The 19,439-nt window shown below is 73.7% G+C and carries 18 protein-coding genes; 10 read left to right on the top strand and 8 right to left on the bottom strand.

Annotated features, from left to right (window positions below; translation table 11 throughout):
- Nucleotides 1–42 precede the first annotated feature (42 nt).
- On the top strand, nt 43–1,179 hold the full coding sequence (locus Val02_RS12535; RefSeq protein ID WP_203899139.1) for a hypothetical protein: 1,137 nt from the start codon (nt 43–45) through the stop codon (nt 1,177–1,179).
- Here Val02_RS12535 and Val02_RS12530 read toward each other — a convergent pair whose 3' ends face one another.
- The 3 genes from Val02_RS12530 to Val02_RS12520 all read right to left on the bottom strand — a co-directional run bounded on the left by Val02_RS12530 (nt 1,180) and on the right by Val02_RS12520 (nt 3,950).
- A complete protein-coding gene (locus Val02_RS12530; protein WP_203899138.1) occupies nt 1,180–2,007 on the bottom strand; it encodes a prolyl oligopeptidase family serine peptidase in 828 nt (275 codons plus the stop codon).
- 110 nt (nt 2,008–2,117) lie between these two features.
- A complete protein-coding gene (locus Val02_RS12525; RefSeq protein WP_203899137.1) occupies nt 2,118–2,507 on the bottom strand; it encodes a YciI family protein in 390 nt (129 codons plus the stop codon).
- A gap of 111 nt (nt 2,508–2,618) precedes the next feature.
- Nucleotides 2,619–3,950, bottom strand: coding sequence for a glycosyltransferase 87 family protein (locus Val02_RS12520; protein ID WP_203899136.1), 1,332 nt, complete (start codon nt 3,948–3,950; stop codon nt 2,619–2,621).
- A 157-nt stretch (nt 3,951–4,107) separates the two neighbouring features.
- Here Val02_RS12520 and Val02_RS12515 point away from each other — a divergent pair, with 157 nt between their 5' ends.
- From Val02_RS12515 to Val02_RS12505, 3 genes are all read left to right on the top strand, one after another.
- Nucleotides 4,108–4,953, top strand: coding sequence for a hypothetical protein (locus Val02_RS12515; protein WP_203899135.1), 846 nt, complete (start codon nt 4,108–4,110; stop codon nt 4,951–4,953).
- 230 nt (nt 4,954–5,183) lie between these two features.
- The gene (locus Val02_RS12510) at nt 5,184–5,999 is read left to right on the top strand and encodes a lysophospholipid acyltransferase family protein (protein WP_203899134.1); all 816 of its coding nucleotides are present in this window, start codon (nt 5,184–5,186) and stop codon (nt 5,997–5,999) included.
- Nucleotides 6,000–6,198: 199 nt separating this feature from the next.
- Nucleotides 6,199–7,293, top strand: a complete 1,095-nt coding sequence (locus Val02_RS12505; protein WP_239152781.1) for a lysylphosphatidylglycerol synthase transmembrane domain-containing protein — start codon at nt 6,199–6,201, stop codon at nt 7,291–7,293.
- Here the strand turns inward: Val02_RS12505 and Val02_RS12500 are convergent.
- Together Val02_RS12500 and Val02_RS12495 are read right to left on the bottom strand one after the other, a co-directional pair.
- A complete protein-coding gene (locus Val02_RS12500) occupies nt 7,286–7,957 on the bottom strand; it encodes a response regulator (protein WP_203899132.1) in 672 nt (223 codons plus the stop codon). The genes Val02_RS12505 and Val02_RS12500 overlap by 8 nt on opposite strands.
- Complete coding sequence (locus tag Val02_RS12495; RefSeq protein WP_203899131.1) at nt 7,954–9,090, bottom strand: sensor histidine kinase; 1,137 nt, start codon at nt 9,088–9,090, stop codon at nt 7,954–7,956. Before Val02_RS12495 ends, Val02_RS12500 begins: the two co-directional genes overlap by 4 nt.
- Before the next feature lie 64 nt (nt 9,091–9,154).
- On the opposite strand from Val02_RS12495, the gene Val02_RS12490 reads away from it, so the two are divergent.
- Genes Val02_RS12490 through Val02_RS12480 form a run of 3 tightly spaced genes read left to right on the top strand, consistent with a single transcriptional unit; the run spans nt 9,155 to nt 11,280 of the window.
- A complete protein-coding gene (locus Val02_RS12490) occupies nt 9,155–9,880 on the top strand; it encodes an ATP-binding cassette domain-containing protein (RefSeq protein WP_239152779.1) in 726 nt (241 codons plus the stop codon).
- Nucleotides 9,877–10,665 (top strand): hypothetical protein, encoded by a 789-nt coding sequence (locus Val02_RS12485; protein ID WP_203899130.1) that lies wholly within the window; start codon nt 9,877–9,879, stop codon nt 10,663–10,665. Before Val02_RS12490 ends, Val02_RS12485 begins: the two co-directional genes overlap by 4 nt.
- Nucleotides 10,666–10,674: 9 nt before the next feature.
- Nucleotides 10,675–11,280 carry a helix-turn-helix domain-containing protein gene (locus Val02_RS12480; protein WP_203899129.1) on the top strand — a complete coding sequence of 202 codons (606 nt, stop codon included), beginning with the start codon at nt 10,675–10,677 and terminating at the stop codon, nt 11,278–11,280.
- Here the strand turns inward: Val02_RS12480 and Val02_RS12475 are convergent.
- The 3 genes from Val02_RS12475 to Val02_RS12465 are packed head-to-tail and all read right to left on the bottom strand — an operon-like array spanning nt 11,277 to nt 14,763.
- Nucleotides 11,277–11,687 carry a GNAT family N-acetyltransferase gene (locus tag Val02_RS12475; protein WP_203899128.1) on the bottom strand — a complete coding sequence of 137 codons (411 nt, stop codon included), beginning with the start codon at nt 11,685–11,687 and terminating at the stop codon, nt 11,277–11,279. The genes Val02_RS12480 and Val02_RS12475 overlap by 4 nt on opposite strands.
- Nucleotides 11,688–12,239 carry a LuxR family transcriptional regulator gene (locus Val02_RS12470; RefSeq protein WP_203899127.1) on the bottom strand — a complete coding sequence of 184 codons (552 nt, stop codon included), beginning with the start codon at nt 12,237–12,239 and terminating at the stop codon, nt 11,688–11,690.
- Between the two features lie 7 nt (nt 12,240–12,246).
- Nucleotides 12,247–14,763, bottom strand: coding sequence for a helix-turn-helix transcriptional regulator (locus Val02_RS12465; RefSeq protein WP_239152777.1), 2,517 nt, complete (start codon nt 14,761–14,763; stop codon nt 12,247–12,249).
- Between the two features lie 350 nt (nt 14,764–15,113).
- On the opposite strand from Val02_RS12465, the gene Val02_RS12460 reads away from it, so the two are divergent.
- From Val02_RS12460 to Val02_RS12450, 3 genes are read left to right on the top strand one after another with little or no spacing between them, the layout of a single operon-like run.
- Complete coding sequence (locus Val02_RS12460; protein ID WP_203899126.1) at nt 15,114–16,625, top strand: dynamin family protein; 1,512 nt, start codon at nt 15,114–15,116, stop codon at nt 16,623–16,625.
- A 10-nt stretch (nt 16,626–16,635) separates the two neighbouring features.
- Nucleotides 16,636–17,520, top strand: a complete 885-nt coding sequence (locus Val02_RS12455) for a nucleotide exchange factor GrpE (RefSeq protein WP_203899125.1) — start codon at nt 16,636–16,638, stop codon at nt 17,518–17,520.
- Nucleotides 17,517–19,439 carry a dynamin family protein gene (locus tag Val02_RS12450; RefSeq protein WP_239152776.1) on the top strand — a complete coding sequence of 641 codons (1,923 nt, stop codon included), beginning with the start codon at nt 17,517–17,519 and terminating at the stop codon, nt 19,437–19,439. The genes Val02_RS12455 and Val02_RS12450 overlap by 4 nt, the downstream gene beginning before the upstream one ends.

Here is a 19,439-nt window from a genome sequence, read left to right as displayed (position 1 = left end):
CGAATAAGCGGGTGGGACGGGTGGCGCATAGAGTTACCGGCGATGAGCGAGCGGGAGCCGATCGAGGTGGGGACGCCGCGTCCGGCGGACCTGCCGAGCGAGCCGTCGTCCGGTGCGCGTGCCGCGGGGCAGCCGTGGCCGCGGCGCGTTCTGGGGGTGCTGGGGCGCGGGTGGCGTTCGTTGGCGCCGCGGACGCGCTGGATCCTGGTGGCGACGGTCGTGTTGAGCGTGCTGCTGGTGTGCGGCGGTTACCGGTTCGTGCAGTGGGTGGGTTATACGCCGGAGAAGCCGGTGGAGGAGTTGGCGACGGCGCTGCGCGGCGGTGATCTGGACCGGGCGGTGCGGCTGGTCGGGTGTCCGGGCCGGTTGTGTCAGCCGGGGGCGCTGGCCGAGGGGTATCAGCCGCCGTCGGGGTTGACGGTCGTGGCGGTGGTGGGCGAGATGTCCGAGGACACCGCCGACGTCGCGGTTCGTTACGACCTGGCGGGGGAACGTCGTTCGGGCACGATCCGGGTGGAGCGGCCGGAGGGTGGGCCGCTGGGGGAGTGGCGCATCGTCGCCGGTGCGACGGGTGCGATCGATCCGGTGTCGGAGACGGCGAAGCAGATGCGGGTGGCGGCCGTGACGGTGCCGGCGCGGCGGCCGTCGTCGGCGCGCACGCAGATCACTGTGCTGTTCGGGGTGTACACGGTGGCGGGGGAGGAGACCGATCCGTTGATGTCGTCGGCGCCCGCGCAGGTGCCGGTGGCGGGCACGTTGGCGCGGGGCGGGACGGCGACGGTGGTGCAGCCGGCGCTGACCGTGCGGGACACGGCGAAGGCCGAGGTGGAGCGGCAGGTGCGGGCGCGGTTGGACGCGTGCGCGGCGCAGCAGGTGTTCGTGCCGAAGGTGGGCGGGCGCACGTGTCCGTTCGAGCATTCGCGGGGGCAGCTGTTCGAGGCGGACTCGACGCAGATCTCGTGGAAGGTCGAGACGTATCCGACGGTGGAGTTGGCGGTGACGAGGACGCCCACGGCGGAGGCGCCGCCGGTGTCGGTGCGCACGGCCGAGGGCGGTAAGGGTCGGGCGACGGTGTCGTACGTGTACCGGGGTGCGCCGGCGCCGCCGGTGTCGGTGGAGTTCACGGTCGCCGGGTCGGTGTCGGTGGTGGACGGGAAGGTCGTCTGGTCGGGCGCCTGATCAGCGGGTCCAGTGTGTGGTGAGCCAGGCGGTGATCGCCTCGTCGACGCGGCGCGCCTCGGGGGTCTGTGGCGCGGGGTGCTCGCCGGGGCGTTCGGCCAGGGGATGGGCGAGGCCCGGGACGGCTGCGAGGGCGACGGTGGCGGGGGAGTCGTAGGCCGCCTGCAGTGCGGCGACGAGTGCGGAGGCGTCCTGGCGGAAGGTGGGGAAGTCGTCGTCGCCGGAGACGACGAGCAGCGGCGGCTGGGGTGTGCGGGCGGCGATGTCGGTGGCGCGTGCGACGAAGTCGTGGCGGTCGGCGGTGGTCTCGGCGTCGGGGGCCCATTCGTAGGTGGTGCCGCGCACGGTGTCGAAGAGGTCGACGACGGTGCGGGCGCGGATGGCGGCGTTGACGACGGCGGCGGCGGCGACCGGTGTCTGCCCCTCGGCGAGAACGCGCAGTGCGACGGCGCCGCCGAGGGAGCCGCCGAGGACGGCGACGGGGCCGTCGTCGACGGGCAGTTCGCGGCGCAGGGCGTCGAGCGCGTCGGGGAACTCGGTGACGGCCTGTCCGATCACCGGTTCGAGGTATTTGCGGACGGGGTCCTCGCCGGCGTCCTGCTCGCCCTGTGGGTAGGGGCGGCGTCCGGTCCAGGGCATGCCGAGGTGGACCCGCCAGGCGGGCACGTCGTGCAGCGGGAGTGCGGCGGCGAACGCGGCGTCGGTGCGGGGGGCGTCCATCATGTGCCACGCGATGAGCAGCGGTGCGGTGCCGTTTCCGGGAGCGCTCGGCGGGAGTGCGGTGTAGGGGACGCCGGCGGCGGTGCCGGTGATCGCGTCGGTGGCCATGCGGACACGTTAGCGTCCGGGCGGTGGTGCCCCGTTGCGTCGATCTTGCAGTCGCGGCGTTGTGCGCCTGCCCCAACTGCAAGATCGACTAAGTCGCCGGGGGAGCGGTGTCAGGGCAGTTCGGCGATCGGGCGGATCTGGATCTCCTGGTTGAGCGGGGCGCCGCCGGGTCCGGGGCACACGGAGATCCGGGTGGCGATCTCGACGGCCCGTTCGTCGCTCTCGAGCTTGAGCAGCCAGTAGCCGGCGAGGAATTCCTTCGACTCGGCGAACGGGCCGTCGGTGATGACCGGCTGTCCGTCGCGGGCGCGCACGAGTTTGGCGTCCTGGGGTCCGGTGAGCCCCTGGGCGTCGATCCATTCGCCGCGCGCCTGGAGGTCCTTGTTGAGGTCCTCCATGAACCCCATCATGCGGTCGATGTCCTCGGGGCTCCAGCCGGGCAGGCCCGCGTCGCCGCCCCATGCGTTGCCGTTGCTGTTCATCAGCAGCATGTACTTCATCGGTCAGCTCCTTCGTCGACGTCTCATGGTGCCTTGTTCGTGGGGGACGTCGGAGCGGTCCGGGGGTTCTCTACACGGCGGCCGGAGAAAGTTTGGTTGACATAATGTACATTATCGAACCGCTGATATTTCCGGGTCGGACGGCTCCGGGTCGACTGTTCCGGGCGCGTCCGTCGGGGTGTGCGTGCGGCGGGTGCGCCACAGCCACCCGGCCGCCACCGCGAACGTTCCCAGGGCCACGAGCGTGTACGTCTCGCCGGTGAGCGCCTCGGCGAACGTGCGGTGCGCCGGCCGTTCGATGTCGAGATCCGGCCCGTAGAGCAGCACGCCGCGCGGCACCAGCGGCGACCCGGCGAACGCCCGCAGCGGCCACGCCAGGAACGCCAGCAGCAGCCCGGTCGGCAGGAGCACGACGGCGGTGCGCAGCCGGGCCGGGGCGCGGCGCACCAGATCGGCGGCGTACACGAGGGCCGGCACGATCCACACCCAGTGGTGCGTCCACGCGATCGGCGACACGAGCAGCGCCGTGAACGCGCACACCAGCATCCCGGCCGGTTCGCCGTCGCGGCGGTGGGCGAACCGGGCCAGGGCGAGGCCGCCGACGACGACCAGCAGCGCCAGCAGGATCCACGCGACGCCGGCGATCCCTTCGGGCAGCAGCCGTGCGGTGAGCCCGTGCAGGGACTGGTTGTAGATGTACTCGGTGCTGACGGCGGAGGTGACCCGGTCGTCGCGGTAGAAGAGGCCGCCGATCCAGAAGTCGTTGGAGCCGTCGGGGTCGGCGATCCAGCCGAGCGCGGTCGCGGCGACGAACGCGACACCGGCGGTGATCGCCTCCCGGAACCGGCGCGTCACGAGCAGGTAGACGACGAACAGGCCCGGTACGAGCTTCGCGGCGGTGGCCAGTCCGATGCCGATGCCGCCCCAGCGGGTGCGTCCGATGAGGACGAAGTCGGCGACGACCAGCAGCATGAGGAACGCGTTGATCTGGCCGAGGTTCATCGACAGGTGCACCGGTTCGAGCCAGATCGCGACGCCGGTGGCCGCTGCGGCGAGGCCCAGCCGGCCGGCGCTCCCCCGGTGCCCGAGCACGCCCGTGACGAGGAACGCCGTCAGCCCGGCCGCGGCCGCGATCGCCACGGCGACCAGTTTCGCCGCGGTGGCGTGCGGGATCAGGGAGAGTACGGCGAAGGGCAGCAGGGTCACGGGTGGATAGGTGAAGCCGAGGTTCGCGTGGGTGAACGTCTTGTCGTAGACCGCTTCGCCGTGCCGCCAGGCTTCGCCGCCGCCCTGGTAGACGGCGAGGTCGAGGCCGCCGAGCACCACGCCCGGATGTGCCTGGACGAGCTGCACGTAGCACGCGAACGACGCGACGAGCAGCGCCGCCCCGGGAACGATCAGCCACGACGGGACGGTGACCGGGTGTGCGGTACGCGGTGGCATGGTTCCTCGGAGGCTTGTGCGGGGTGCGGGCGGGTCGGAGTTTAACGATGGCGATGAACCCTCGTGACGGCGCGTCGCGGGGCTCCACGGCGGGAATGTCGTAGGGGCCTGTTAGAAAAGCATCCGTACACATGTTCGTGAGAGGAGGGGCGACGCGATGGCGACGGCGGTGGCGCGCGGCCTGAGCACCTCCGATCTGACCAAGATCCGGGATACGTTGGCGGCGGGGCGCAAACCCAAGGTCGTGTTCACGGAGTCGGCCGGTCAGATCGTGGGGCAGGTCGGGCAGGTGATCCGGTTGACGGATCCCGAGGTGTCCGAGGAATGGGTGGTGGTGCGGTTCGGGCGGGACGAGTTGCCGTTCGCGCCGACCGATCTGGCGATGCCGACGAAGGCGCCGCCCCGGCGGGCCGATCCGGTGCCGTCACCGCGTACGGAGGCGCCGGCCGGTCCGGCGCTCGCCGCGGCGTACCAGCAGGGAAACGGCGCCGTGAAGGCCGCCGACAAGAGTGCCGATCCCGTTCCGTCCGTGTCGTCCGAGGAGTCGTCCGTGTCGCCGTCGCCCACCAAAACCGCTCCGCCGGTCTCCCCCGCGCCCGCTGCCGTCGCCGCGACGAAGAGTGTTCCGCCGGCCGCGGTGAAGGCCGCCCCGGCGCCGGCAGCAGCGGCGGCCGGGACTCCGGAGGCGGAGAAGCCGAAGCCGGCCGCGCGTAAGGCGGCCAAGCCGAAGCCGGCGCCGTCGTTGACCGTCACGGTCGCCTACACCGACGGCGAGTGGATGGTCAGCGCGCAGCAGGGCTCGAAGGCGCTGGCCAAGCCGTACATCGTGAAGGCGTCCGAGGCGCTGAAGATGGTGTCGATGCTTGACGTGCCGGGTGTGCAGGAGGCGGTCGAGGAGATCGTGTCCGCGGCGCGGGACGAGGCGCAGCGGCAGGCGGAGCGGCTGCGGGCGGAGCTGGCCGAGGTGGAGTCGCGCCTCGCCGAGCTCAGCGACGCGGGCTGAGCGCACGGGGCCGGGTATACGCGGTCGGGCGGCGCCCCGCACGGTCGGGACGCCGCCGGGTGGCCGTGCGCGCTCGAAGCACTCCCCCGGGTCCACGATCGAGGATGCCGGGTGGGGCACCTCGGGCGGCGCGGACGTGAGCTGTCGGCCCGGCCGGTCGGGCGGAGGGCGGCGACCTGCCCGTGCGACGCTTCCGACGTGACCGCGTCGCGTGACATGATCCCGGACCGATGAGCAGTCCCATTTCCCCGCGCAGCGGCGAGGCGGCGATTCCGGCGCAGTGGCGGCCGTCGTCGCTGTGGCGCGCGTTGATGGTCGCCGCCCGGTTCGCGGTGGCGCTCGTCGGGCGGTTGCGCGTCACCGGCGACATTCCGGCGCAGCTGCGGGGCACGCCGGTGATCGTGGCGAGCAACCACATCGGGACGTTCGACCCGATCGCGTTGGTGGCGGCGATGCGGGTGCGCCGGCTGTCGCCGCGGCTGTTGGCGGCCGCGGGACTGTTCCGGGTGCCGGTGGTGGGGCCGATCCTGCGCCGGTGCGGGCACATTCCGGTCAACCGGCGTTCGGCCAGCGCCGCCGACGCGCTGCACGAGGCGGAGGAGGCCCTGGCCCGGGGTGCGCTGGTCGCCATGTATCCGGAGGGCCGCATCGGGCTGGATCCGGGTGGCTGGCCGGAGCGGGGCAAGACCGGTCTTGCCCGCCTCGCGCTGAAGACGGGTGCGACCGTGGTGCCGGTGGCGCAGTGGGGCGCGCACGAGGTGGTCGCCTACGCCGGGCCGATCGAGATGGTCTTCTCCGTGGTCCGGGCGATCTTCGTGCGGCCGGTGGTGCGGGTCCACTTCGGCGCGCCGGTGGAGCTGGCCGATCTGGCGGCCGACGGGGCGCACGGGACGGCGATGCGGGCCACCGAGCGGATCATGGCCGCCATCGCCGACGAGTTGGTCGGGCTGCGCGCGGACGAGCCGCTGCTGCCCCGGTTCGTGGACGAGACGCGGCCGGTGTCGACGGCGCGCAGTCGCCACGAGAAGAGCCGCGCCGGCCGCTGACGGTCGGGCGCCGGCCGGCGGAAAGCGCTCGAACAGGGGCGAAAGGCCGCACGACGACTGTTAAATGTCCCGGATGTGACCTGAACGACGTTCGTTCGGACCGATCGCGGGCCGAGCCGGTGGAAGCATGGGCTGCATGACCGTCGGCTCGTCCCCGCCGGCGTCACCGACCAGCCCCCGGGCTGCGGACGGTGACGTCGTGCCGGCCGTCACGGGCACGACGGACATCACGGAGCGCGTCACCACCCATCCGGCCGTCACGACGCGGCGTCGGCGCTGTCAGGACGCGGCCCTCCGGCGCCGGCGCCGCACCGTCGTCACCGTCGCCGTCGTGGTCGCCATCCTCGCGGTCGAACTGGTCATCGGCTGGCCGTCCCTCGCGCAGGCGGTCAAGGAGCTGCGTTCGCCGCATCCGGGGTGGCTCGCCGGTGCGCTGGTGGTGGAGATCGCCTCCATGGGTGTGTACGCGCGGATGCAGCGGCGGCTGCTGCGTTCGGCGGGGACGAAGGTGCCGCTGCGGCGGGTCGTCGGGATGGCGTACGCGGCGCACTCGTTGAGCGTGACGCTGCCGGGCGGGCCGGCGTTCTCGACGTCGTTCAACTTCCGGCAGATGCGCCGGTTCGGGGCCTCGGCGGCGGTGGCGTCGTGGTGCATCGCCCTGTCCGGGATCCTGTCCGCCGGTGCGCTGGTTGCGATCGGTGTCGTCGGGGCGATCCTCACCCGCGGCAGCGCGAACTGGTCGACGCTGCTGGCCTACATCGCGGTGGCGGCGCTGCTGGCCGGTGCGGTGCGGGCCGTGGCGCGGCGGCCGCAGTGGCTGGTGCAGCCGGCCGGGGCGTTGCTGGCGCGGGTCAACCGGCTGCGGCGCCGGCCGGAGGAACACGGCCGGGACCGGGTGGTGTCGTTCGTGGCGCAGCTGCGGACGGTGCGGCTGCGGCCGGCCGACTTCACGGTGGCGGCGTGGTTCGCCGTCGCGAACTGGCTCCTCGACGCCGCGTGCCTGTGGATGGCGTGCATCGCGGTGGGCGCCGACACGATCACCGCCACGCAGCTGCTGATCGCCTACTGCGCCGGGATGGCGGCCGCGTCGATCCCGATCGTGCCGGGCGGTCTCGGCCTGGTGGACAGCGCCCTCATCATCGGGCTGGTCGCCGGTGGGCTCACCACGTCCGATTCGATCGCGGCGGTGCTGCTGTACCGGATGATCAGCCTCGGGTTCATCATCGGCATGGGCTGGATCTTCTGGGTGCTGCTGCGCCGCCGCCAGAGCGAGCCGGAGCCGGTGTTCAGGTAGCGGCGTTCCGGGCGGTGACGAGGCCGGACTCGTAGGCGACGATCACCAGTTGGGCCCGGTCGCGGGCGTGCAGCTTGTCGAGCAGGTGCCCGATGTGGGTCTTCACCGTCGCGGCGCTGACCCGCAGGTGCGCGGCGATCTCCGGGTTGGACAGGCCGCGGGCGACGTGCAGGAGCACCTCCCGTTCGCGGGCGGTGAGCGGGTCGAGGAGCCGGCCGAGCACCGGGGCGGGGCGGGGCCGGTGGGCGTACTCGGCGATCAGCCGCCCGGTCACCGACGGGGCGAGCAGCCCGTCCCCGGCGGCGACGACGCGGATCCCGGCGAGCAGGTCCGCCGGTGGGGCGTTCTTCAGCAGGAACCCGCTCGCCCCGGCCGACAGCGCCGCGTACACGTACTCGTCCAGGTCGAACGTCGTCAGGATCAGCACCCGCACGCCGGCCAGGTCGGGGTCGCCGCAGATGCGCCGGGTCGCCTCGATGCCGTCGACGTGCGGCATGCGCACGTCCATCAGCACCACGTCGGGTCGTTCCCGGCGGGCCAGGTCGACGGCCTCGGCGCCGTCGCCGGCCTCCCCGACGGCGCTCAGCTCCGGATCGCTGTCGACCAGCACCCGGAAACTGCCCCGCACCAGCGCCTGGTCGTCGACGACGAGGACCCGGATCACGCGGCGTCCTCCCGGCCGTTCACCGGCAGGACGACCGTCACGGCGAAGCCGCCGCCGTTGCGTGGGCCGGCGGTGCAGGTGCCGCCGTGCAGCTGGGCGCGTTCGCGGATGCCGTGCAGGCCGTGGCCGGGGCCGCTGTCCGGCCGCACGCCGGGGCCGTCGTCGACGACGTCGATCGTCACGTCGCCGTCGCCGCCCGTGACGGTCACCCGGCAGTGGGCCGGTGCCGCGTGGCGGATGACGTTCGTGAGCGACTCCTGGACGATGCGGTACACGGTCAGCTCCACACCGGCCGGGAGCCGTCCCGGTGCCCGTTCGACCAGATCGACCTGGACCCCGGCGGAGGCGGCGACGGCCACGAGATCCGGGAGGTCGGCGAGCCCGGGGGCGGGGGAAAGATCGGTGTCGTCGGTCCGCAGGACGCCGAGCATCCGGCGCATCTCGACGAGGGCGTCGCGGCTGGTCGCCTCGATCACCCGCAGGGCGTCGCGGACCTCGTCGGGACGGCTGTCGGCGACGTGATTGGCGATCGCCGCCTTCACCCCGATGAGGCTCAGCGTGTGCGACACGACGTCGTGCAGGTCGCGGGCGATCCGCAGGCGCTCCTCGACGACGGCGCGCTCGGCGAGGTCGGTCATCTCCCGGGCCCGGGCCCGGCGCCGCTCCCGGGTCGCCCGGCCGAGCGTCCACGCCAGGCCGAGGGTGGCCCCCGAGGTGACCACGACGCCGGCCGGGAACGGCCGCTCCGTCCCGATCACCGACCCGACGAGCAACAGCATTCCGCTCAGAACGCCCAGAGCCAGCGTCGGCTCGCGGCGGCGCCGCGGCGTCGCCACCGCGAGCGGATACAGCGCGTACGCGGCGGCCAGCAGCGGATCGCCGACCACACCGACCACGAGCCCCAGCGCGGAGGCGCACAGCACGACCGCGAACACCGGCCTCGGCCACACCCGGCGCACCGCCACCGGCAGCCCCACCAGCGCGACCCAGCCGACGACGAGACCTGTCGGAAGCTCCACCCAGGCGACCGCGGTCAGGGCCGTGACCAGGGTGTAGAGCGCCGCGACGGCGGCGTCGACGGCGATCAGCTGCGCCGGGCGCAGCCGCGGGATGGCCAGGCCGTCGTCGTCCACCGGGTCACGGTAGCGATCCCACGGCGCAGGCGCCTCCACCCACGGTCGCTCATCCCGTGCTCCGATGCGCGTCCCGCCGGGCGGCGGTTGGCTGTGCGCCGTGATCGAAGTGTGCGAACTGACGAAACGCTACGGCGGGACGACGGCGCTGGACGCGCTGACGTTCACGGCCCGCCCCGGCGAGGTGACCGGCTTCCTCGGCCCGAACGGCGCCGGCAAGTCCACCACGATGCGGATCATCCTCGGCCTCGACCGGCCCGACGCCGGCACCGCCACCGTCAACGGCGCCGCCTACCGGGGCCTGGACCGGCCGACCCGGCAGGTGGGGGCGGTGCTCGACGCGTCCGCCGTCGCGGGCGGCAGGCGGGCCGTCGACCACCTGCGCTGGCAGGCCCGCGCCGCCGGGCTGCCCGCGACGCGGGTCGACGAGGTGCTGGCCGACGTGGGGCTGTCCGACGTGGCCCGGCGGCGGGTCGGCGGGTTCTCGCTCGGTATGAAGCAGCGGCTCGGGATCGCCGGTGCGCTCCTCGGCGACCCGCCGGTGCTGCTGTTCGACGAACCCGTCAACGGGCTCGACCCCGACGGGGTGCGCTGGATCCGGGACCTGCTGCGCGGGTTCGCCGCCCAGGGGCGCACGGTGCTGCTGTCCAGCCACCTGATGAGCGAACTCGAGCGGACCGCCGACCGGGTGGTGATCGTGGTGCGCGGCCGGGTCGTCGCCGACGCGCCCCTCGCCGCCCTGGGCGACGGGCTGTCGCTGGAGGACTTCTACCTGAAGGCGACGACGTGAACGCGTTCGGCGACGCCGTCGCCGCGGAGTGGATCAAGCTGCGGACGGTGCGGATCACCTGGTGGCTGCTGGCCGGCGGGTTCGGCGGGGCGGCGCTGATGTGCCTGCTGGCGTTCTCCGCCGTCGCCCAGTGGGACAACGTCCCCGCCGAACGGCAGGCCGACAGCTACGTGTCGTGGCTGCCGCCGGTCGCCGGATGGATCGCCGCCCTGTGCGTGGCCGTCCTCGGGATCCTCTCCGTCACCGGCGAGTACGGCAGCGGCCTGATCCGCGCCACGTTCGTCGCCATGCCCCGGCGGCGGCTGGTGCTGGGCGCGAAGGCGCTGCTCGTCGGCCTCGTGGCGGCCGGCGCCGGCGCCGGGGCGGTGGTCCTGACCGAGCTGGCCGTCAACGCGATCATCGGCGACCGGGTGATCAACGGCCAGCCGGGGCCGGCGGAGAACACCGTCGGCGCGCTGGCCGTGCTCGCCCTGTCCGTGGTGATGTGCGGGCTGCTCGGGACGGGGCTGGCCGCGTTGACCCGGTCGGCGGTGGCGTCGATCGTGACCCTGGTGCTGCTCTGGTACGGGCTGCCGATCATCCTGGGCAACGTTCCCGGCCGGTGGGCCGAACGGGTCGGGGCCGTCCTGCCGGCCGCGCTCGCCGACCAGGTCGTGACCGTCGGCGGCGCGCAGTCGGTGTACACGCACCTGCTGGCCCCGCCGGTCGCGTTGGCCGTCATGGCCGCGTGGGCGCTGGTGCCGCTCGGGGTCGCGCTCGTTCTGGTCGAACGCCGCGACGCCTAATCTGTGGCGATGAATGTCTCCGGCCGCCCGCTCGACCCCGCGGTGCTCGACGCTCTGCGCCACTGGCCCGACACCGGGCATGCCGAACCGTCGGCCCCGGTCGATCTCGCCGTTCTGCTGCCGTTCCTCAACGGGCTGCTCGACGAGTTGCCGTGGTGGGACCGCGCGTGGCGGGTCACCCGGGCCGGGCCGGCGTATCCGCGCGGGGCCGGCGGTACCGAACCCTTCGTCGACGTCTACGTGCCGGGCATGGTGCACAGCGGGGTGGGGCAGCCGCTGCCGTTCTCCGCGCGGGTCCGCCTCGACGGCGACCGGCTGCTGTCGGTGCAGGCGAAGGTCGGCACCACGCTGATCGAGCCGGGCCACGTCGAGGCCAGGCAGTCGCAGTCGCAGCCGCATCCGTTCGGTGCCGTGCTCGGACGGCTCATGGACATCCGGCAGGTCACGACGATGGAACTGGCCATGCGCACCGGACGGGCGAGGTCGACCGTCACCGCCGTTCGGCACGGAGGACGCCCGCCGACGCCGGACCTGGTGCGCAGGATCGCCCGGGCGTTGGACATCCCCGAGGCGGACCTGGCGGCGATCGCCGGTGTCGAACCGGATCCGCTCTAGGGGCGGCTGTAGGCGATGAGGCCGCGTTCGGCGTGCGGGACCAGGCCCGACGCGCGGTAGAAGGCACCGGCGTCGCCGTCGGCGTCGGTCGTCAGCAGGAACATGCGGCAGTGGCCGTAGACGGAACGCAGTTCGTCCATCAGGGCGCGGCCGACGCCGTGCCGCTGCGCGGCGGGACGCACCAGGATGTCCTGCACGTAGCAGACGCTCTCCCCGTCGGAGATCGTTCGCGCCAGCCCCACGAGCGCACCGGTACCGTCACGCGCCGTGAGCACCAGGTGGGAACCGGCGAGCGCACGCATCAACTGGTCGACGTCGGCGGTGTACGCCGTCCAGCCGACGCTGTCGTACAGGTCCACGATCTCGTCGCGGTCGAGCGTGTGCTCGGCCGCGACGACGATCTCCACTCAGGAGTCCTTGCGGATACGCAGGTAGGCCAGCACGGCCTCGCGGGTGGTCCGCACCCCGAGCACCTCGCGGGCCTCGGCGATGCGGCGGTTGGCGGTGCGCAACGACAGGAACTCCGCCGCGGCGGCGGCCGCGATCGTCTCCCCGCCGGCGAGCCGTTCGAGCAGCGCCCGCTGCTCCGGAGCCAGCTGCGGCCCCGAACCGGCACCGCCGTCGCCGCTCTCCCCCGCCACCGGCGCATCCGGATCGGTCGATACCGGTCCGATCCGGGTCAGGTCGGCCAGCAGGGCACGGCCCACATCGCTGGCGACGTCGGACATCGCCACCACACCGGCACCGCGGGCGGCCGCCAGGACGGCCAGCTCGGCGGTGTCGGAGTCGGCGACGCGGCCGAACAGCACCAGTTTCGCGTCGGTCACGTCCCACGTGGTCTCGGGCAGGGCGAAGCCTTCGCGGGTGGTCCAGCCGGCACGCGCCAGCCGGCGCAGAACGCTCGTCGCTTCGGCCCCGCCGTCGACGATGTAGCGCGGTGCCGTGGGTTCACCGGTCATCGGTCCGTCACGTGAGGTTCTCCATCGCCAGCGCGGCTGCTTCGGTGCGGGTACGGGCGCCGAGCTTACGCATACCCGCGCGGATATGGGTCTCCACCGTTTCGCGCGAGATTCCCAACTGACCGGCGATGCGCCGGGTCGGCTCCCCCTTGGCGACGAGCTTCAGCACGTCCCGTTCGCGGTCGGTCAGCTCGTCACCGGCCCGCCGGCCACGGGTGTCGCGGCGCACCGAGTGCCGGCGCAGCGCCCGCCGGGCCCGGCCGAGCAGCACCACCAGGCCGGCCTCCTCGGCGAGCTTCTCGGCGCGCAGCAGCACCGGCACCGCGCGGTCGGCCGAGTCGTCCAGCACCCCGGCGGCGAGCAGGCAGCGGACCTCCTCGCGGCGGGCCACGTCGTGCCAGGCGTCGGCGGCCGGACCGAACGCGTCGGCCGAGCGAGCGGACCACGCCGCCATCGTCTGGCTGACCGCCGGCGGATCGGCCGCGGCACCGAGCGCCGCGAACGCGCCGTCGGGGCCGGGACGCCCGCCGTCGTAGGCGGCCCAGTGCGCGGTGATCCGGCGCAGGCCCTCCAGCAGCGGCGGCGCCGGTGTCTCCGGGGCCGCCGAGGCGAGGTCGGGCTGGCCGTCGAGCCAGGCCGCCTCCCGCGACACCCAGTCCACGACCGCGGCCGCCGGACCGCGTCCCGCTTCTCCCAGCCGGGAACGGGCGGAGGCCAGCAGCCCGCCGTCGGCCTCGGCGAGGCTCGCCGCCGCGGCCGCGTAGCCGCGCGCGATCGCCGGCAGCGTCCGGTCGGTCAGGTCGCCGGCCCGGCGGGTCACGTCGTCGAGGTCGGCGCCGCGCAGCGCCGTGCACCACAGCTCCGCCGCGAGGAACCGGGTCTGCCAGCTGTAGGCGAGGTCGGCCGCGCACGCGGCACCGGCGGTCGCGGCCGCACCGGCGGCGTCACCGAGCCGCCCGTCCGCCGCGAGGGTCTCCACCAGCAGCCAGGCGCTCCACCGCGCGGCCAGCGGGTCGCCGCCCGTGCCGGCCGCCGCGGCGGCACTGGCCAGGCCGTACTCCCAGCCTGGGGTGCGCGACGCGGCCCGTACCGCGGCCAGCGCGGCACGCAGGCCCAGGTGGGCCGGCTCGTCGCCGTGGCGGGCACGGATGCGGGCGGTCTCCGCCTCGGCGGCGGCCCGGTCCGCACCGAGCAGGCCGAGCAGCCGGAGGCGGTCCCGCGCGCCGACGATCTCCGGCGCCGCATCGTCCGGAACGTCGTCGACGGCCACCCGCGCCGCCCCGGCCGCACCGGTCTGCAGCAGCGCCTCCCCGCGCAGCACGGCGGCGGTGGGCAGCATGGCCGGCGGCACCTCGAACGGCTCACCGGCGCCGCCGATCACCCGCAGGCACGCCTGGGGACGGCCGGCCACCAGAGCCGCACTGGCCGCCGCGAGCCGAACATCCGGCGCCACCACCACGCCGGGCAGCTCACAGGCGAGCAGCAGCAGCTCCGCCCGTTCCCCCGAGGAATTGGTGGCGGCCGCGGCGCTGACGGCGACCGTGTAGGCCTCGCCCGACGCACCGGCGGCGGCGAGGTGGCGGGCCGCCTCGCGGGGCGGGACGACGGCCGCGAGCCGCCGGTGCAGCGCGACCCGCTCGGTCCGGTCGAGCAGCCCGGCGGCGATCTCGGCGACGTACGGCGACAGCGGGGTCGCGACCCCGTCGGTCAGGTCGATCAGGCCGGCGGCGGCCAGCTCGGCGACGCCCTCACCGAGGAGCGCGGCCTGCGCCGGACGGCCGAGCAGGCCGAGGGCCGCCATGGCGGTACGGGCCGGGCGGGCCAGGTCGGCCAGTGCGGCGGCGACGGCGTAGGCCAGCCCCGAACCGTCGGCGCCCGGGTCGGGGGCGCCGTCCTTGCGGGCCGCGGCGCGGCGGGCCAGGGTCGTCAGGGCGAGGGGGATGCCGCCGGCGCGGCGGACCACGTCGGCGACGGTGGCCGGGGACGCGGCCGGCGCCAACTGCTGCACGAGCGCCTGCGCGGCGGCGGCCGGCAGCGGCGGCGCGGACAGCCACGACGCGGCCGCGGCGCGCAACGCCTTCTCCGCCTCGGCCGGCAGCCGGTGCGGGGTGCGCAACGAGATCACCACGCGGCAGTGCGCGGCGATCGCCGGCAGCGCGGCGACGGTCAGCGGGTCGGCCCACTGCAGGTCGTCGATGAGGAGCAGGCCCTGCCGGACCCGGGAACGGACCGCCTCGGCGAGCAGGGCCGGGTCGTGCACGGGCAGCCGCACCCGGACGGCGCGGGCCAGCGGCAGCGCCGGGACGCCGCGCAGCATCGCCAGGCCGCCACCGGCGTAGACGGTGCCGCGGAAGCTCTCCTGGAGGCGGCGCAGCAGCGTCGAACGGCCGCTGCCCGGCGCCCCGGTGATGACGACAAGTCCCGGGTCGCGCAGGGTCGCGGCGGCGGCCGCGAGAAGGGCGGCGACCGGGTCCGACGACTCCGACGGCTCGGCCGGATCCGCCACACGGGCGCGACCCACCACGGGCGCCGAACCTACAGCACCCTCCGGCGACTCCGGCACTCCTGTCCTCCCCACGGGCTGGCACAAACATGGGATCCTGCCGCGGGCAGGATATTCGTACTGTTGTCGCTGACCGATACAGACCACATACCAGCCAGCGAGCAAGAGCAACGCCGACAGCGAACACTACGGGACCGTCCGGATGACGGCCACGACGCCATTGTGGCCCAGTACACCCGCGGTTCCTACTGTCGTGTCGGGGATACGAACGTGCGTGCCAGCGGGTGTCGCCACTGGTACCACTTGCGGATCCGCGACAGTATGAGTCGACGCCCCGACCGACCGATCACATACAGGACGAAACTTCATAGATGGCACCAGGACCCTTGAGCTCGCGGGTGGCCGACCTCTGCCAGGAGGTCGGCCACCGACTCGGCGGTGCGACCCAGGCGCAGGTTCTCGACGTGCGCCGACGGCTCGGAGAGCCGCTACGGGTGGCGATCGCCGGACGGCTGAAAGCCGGTAAGTCCACCCTCGTCAACGCGCTCATCGGCCGCCGCGTCGCGCCGACCGAGGTCGGCGAGTGCACCCGCATCGTGACGCAGTTCCGGTACGGGGCATCCGACCGGGTCGACGTCGTGCGCCACAACGGCACCCGCGCCAGCCTGCCGCTGGACGAGGCGGGCATGATCCCGCAGCGTCTCGGCGTGCCGCGTTCGGAGATCGCCTACGTGGACGTGACGCTGACCAGCAACCACCTGCGCGACCTGACCGTCATCGACACGCCCGGCCTCGCCAGCGCCAACACGGCCGTCTCCGACCAGGCGCGGCGCTTCCTGTTCAACGAGGCGCCGATCGACGACGACATCGACGACGACTCCGCGCGTGCGCTGTCCGGGTCGGAGGCGATCATCTACGTCTTCACCCAGTCCGTGCGCGAGGACGACGTGCAGGCCCTGGAGGCGTTCCGGTCGATGTCGGCGCGGCTGTCCAGCAACCCGATCAACTCGCTCGGGCTGTTCAACAAGGTGGACAAGCTCGCCGGCAGCGGCGCCGACCCGTGGCCGGTCGCCGAGCCGCTCGCCTCCGACCAGGCGAAGGTGCTGCGGCGGGTGGTCTCCGACGTCGTTCCGATCGTCGGGCTGCTCGCCGAGACCACCGAGGCCGGCCGGCTCACCGCCGCCGACTGCGAGGCGCTGCGGCAGCTGTCCGCCCTGCCCCAGGTCGAGCGCCAGGTGCTGCTCGCCTCCGTCGACCTGTTCTGCTCCCGGGAGTCGGTCGTCACCCGTGAGTCGAGGGAACGCCTGCTGCGCCTGCTCGACCTCTACGGGATCAGCTTCGCCATCCACATGCTCGTCCAGCGGCCGCAGCTGGCCACCGGTGAGCTGGTGCGGCTGCTGCTGCAGGCCTCCGGGTTCATGCGGCTGCGGCAGACGCTCGACCAGGCGTTCCGGTGGCGCAGCGACGCGATCAAGGCCGGTTGGGGGCTGTCCAGCCTGGAGAAGATCGCCAGCCACGCCGAACGGCCGGCCGACCGGGAACTGCTGCGCGACGCCATCGAACGGGTCCTCGGCCAGGCCGACTACCACCGGCTGCGGCTGCTGGAGGCCGCCCAGCTGGTGACGACCGGCGCCGTCGAGCTGCCCGACGACATGCAGAACGAGCTGACCAAGCTCGCCCTGTCCAGCGACCCGCACTGGATCCTGAGCCTGCCCGGCGCCCCGAACGAGAACCTGGTGAAGGCCGCCCTCGAAGCCGCCACCCGGTGGCGCGCATACGCCGTCGCCGGAGCCAGCCCCGCCCAGTCACGGGTTGCGCTCGTCGCGCATCGTGGCTTCTATCTGCTGTCCCAGCGCGTGCGCGGGCAGGCCCGGTTCAACTAGGAGCGAACGGATGTCTCCCAACAGCCTGCGGGTGCTCGCCGGAGCCGCGGCGGCGGTGCTCGCGTTGGTGACCGCGATCGTGGTCGGCCTCGTCAGCCGGTCCACCCCGCCGGGATGCCCGCCGAACGGGGCCGATCTCGTGCCGGCCGTCGCCACCACCGCACCGGCGCAGCCGACCGCCCAGCCGAGCCCCACCAGCGGCGGCCTCGCCCCGCGGACCGCCACGCCGACGGCCGACAGCAACTTCGGCGACGCCGCCGCCGACAAGAGCAAGCAGGACGCGCAGGCCCAGGCACAGGCTCAGGCGCAGGCCGAGGCGCGCGCCCGGGCCGACAAGGAGCTGGCCGACTGCAAGGCGCCGGTCTTCTCGCCGTTCCCGGCCCTGGCGGCCCTGCTCGGCGCCGGCGTCACCGGCCTGATCACGCTCGTGATCCTGGTCGTCGCCGGGCGCTCGGTGCGCCGGCCGGTCGGCGCCGTCGCCCCGGTCTCCGGCGCGCCGACCTCGGCCCCTCCGGTGAACGCCCACACGACCCAGCGCAGCGGCGGCGGGGACGGCTCGCGCACCGAGGCCGACCGTGCCGCACTGGTGCGGGCCTGCATCTACGTGCGGGACCGGGTCACCAGCAAGGCCCTCTCCGACCGGCTCAACGCGGCGCTGGCCGACGCCGGCGTCACCAGCGTCGAGCCGCTCGGCGACCGGTTCGACCCGGCGCGGCACGAGGCCGGCGGCACCACGCCGACGAAGGACCCGACGCAGGCCGGCACGATCGCCGCCGTCGAGGTGCCCGGCTACACCGACCGGACCGGGCGGGTGCTGCGGCCACCGATCGTCACCGTGTACCAGACGGCCGCCGGCCGTTCGACCAACAGCCGTGCGAACGAGGAGGACCGGTGACAGCGCCCGCCCAGCAGCAACAGGCCGGAGGCCAGCGACCCAACCCGGAAGCGGCCCTGCAGAAGCTGCTCAAGCAGGGCGTCGACGGTGGGTTGGCGTTCCTGCGCAAGATCGACCCCGATGCGGCCGCCGACCTGGACGTGATGAAGCGCCGCGACGTCACCCGACCGTCGATCGTGATCGTCGGGGAGACCAAGCGTGGCAAGAGTTCGCTGACGAACATGCTGATCGGCGTGCCGAACCTGTCGCCGGTGGACGCGGCCGTCGCGACGTCGGCGTTCCTGGAGTTCCGGCACGCGGCGCAGCACTCCGCCCGCGCGTGGGTGCCCGGACGCGAGGACCCGATCTCGCTCACCCACAACGACCTGCGCAACTGGGGCACCGTGTTCGGCCGGGTGCCGGAGGGGATGCGCCCGCCGCGGCGGATCGAGGTGCACCACTCCGCGCCGCTGCTGCAGTACATGTCGCTGATCGACACCCCGGGCGTCGGCGGGCTCGACCCGATGCACGCCGAGATCGCGCTCGACGCCGTCGAACGGGCCACCGCGCTGCTGTTCGTCGTCGACTCGTCCTCGCCGTTCTCCAAGCCGGAGCTGGACTTCCTCATCGAGGCGAGCAAGCGGGTCAACTTCGTGCTGTTCGCGCTGACCAAGGTCGACGCCAACCACGGCTGGCGCACCATCCTCGCCGACAACAAGGGACAGCTGCAGGCGCACGCGCCCCGGTTCGGCACGGCGCCGTGGTTCCCGGTGTCGGCGCGGCTGGCCGAGATGGCGATCACCATGCAGGGCGAGGCGCAGGCGGAGCTGATCAAGGAGTCGCGCATCGCCGAGCTGCAGCACGCGCTGATCGAGCTGTCCCGCAAGGGCCACGCGATCCAGCTGGCGAACGTGCTGCGTTCGGTCCGCAGCGAGGTGATCCGCCTCGACGTGGAGATCGGCGAGAAGATGAAGGCGACCGACCCCGACCCGGCCGACGCGCAGCGCGCCAAGGACGAACGTGCGAAGGTCGCCGCCCGCAAGCGCACCGAGTCCCGCCAGTGGTCCCTAGCGCTCAACACCGAGACGCAGCGGGCCCGGGTCGAGGCCACCACGCGGCTGCGTACGTATGTGGGCAAGCTGCAGGAGGAGTACCTCAACAAGATCGACAAGGCGAGCAGCGGCGACATCAAGAACCTTCCCGAGGAGGTCGACCGCTCCCTGCACGCCCTGTCGGTGCGGCTCTCGCACGACCTGGAGTTCCGCTTCCGCAAGGTCGGCGAGCGGGTCCTCGCCCAGGTGTTCCACCCGCACGAGCTGCACTACGTGCTGCGCCAGCTGAACGCCCGCCTCCGGCACGCGCTCACCTCGACCCGGCGGCCGGACAAGGCCCCGGGCGACGGCGGCATGGTGGTCATGTCCAGCGCCGGTATCGCGATGATGGCCGGCCGGGGGGCGATCACCGGTGCCACGGCCGGGGTCGGCGCGCTCGGCCTCAGCGGCGGCGCCCTGACGGCGGCGTCGGTCGCGCTGCCCGTCGTCGGGATCGGCATCGGCCTCGCCGCCGGCGCCTATATGATCTTCAAGCGGAAGGGTATGGCCGACCGGCAGCAGGCCCGGCAGTGGCTGCGCGAGGTGATGGGCGAAGCCCGGGCCGCCCTCTCCGACGAGATCATGCACCGCTTCACCGACCTGCAGTACGCGCTGACCCTCGCCCTCGACGAGGCGATCGAGCGCCGCCTGCAGCAGCTCGACGCCCACATCGCCAACATCGACAAGGCGATGGCCGAGGACAAGGCCGGCCGGGCCAAGAAGAAGGCGGCCCTGGCCCAGGAACGCGAAGGGCTCCGGGCCCGGATCAAACAGCTCGACGAGGTGCTGGTGCGCGTACGCCAGATCCTCCCGGCGGCGCCGGTCGACCCGGCCGAGGCTCAGGGGTAA

This window comes from Virgisporangium aliadipatigenens (genome assembly GCF_016863615.1).
GTDB lineage: Bacteria > Actinomycetota > Actinomycetes > Mycobacteriales > Micromonosporaceae > Virgisporangium > Virgisporangium aliadipatigenens.
The sequence above is the reverse complement of the archived record's forward strand: the minus strand, read 5'-3'. Positions and strand labels throughout refer to the sequence as shown.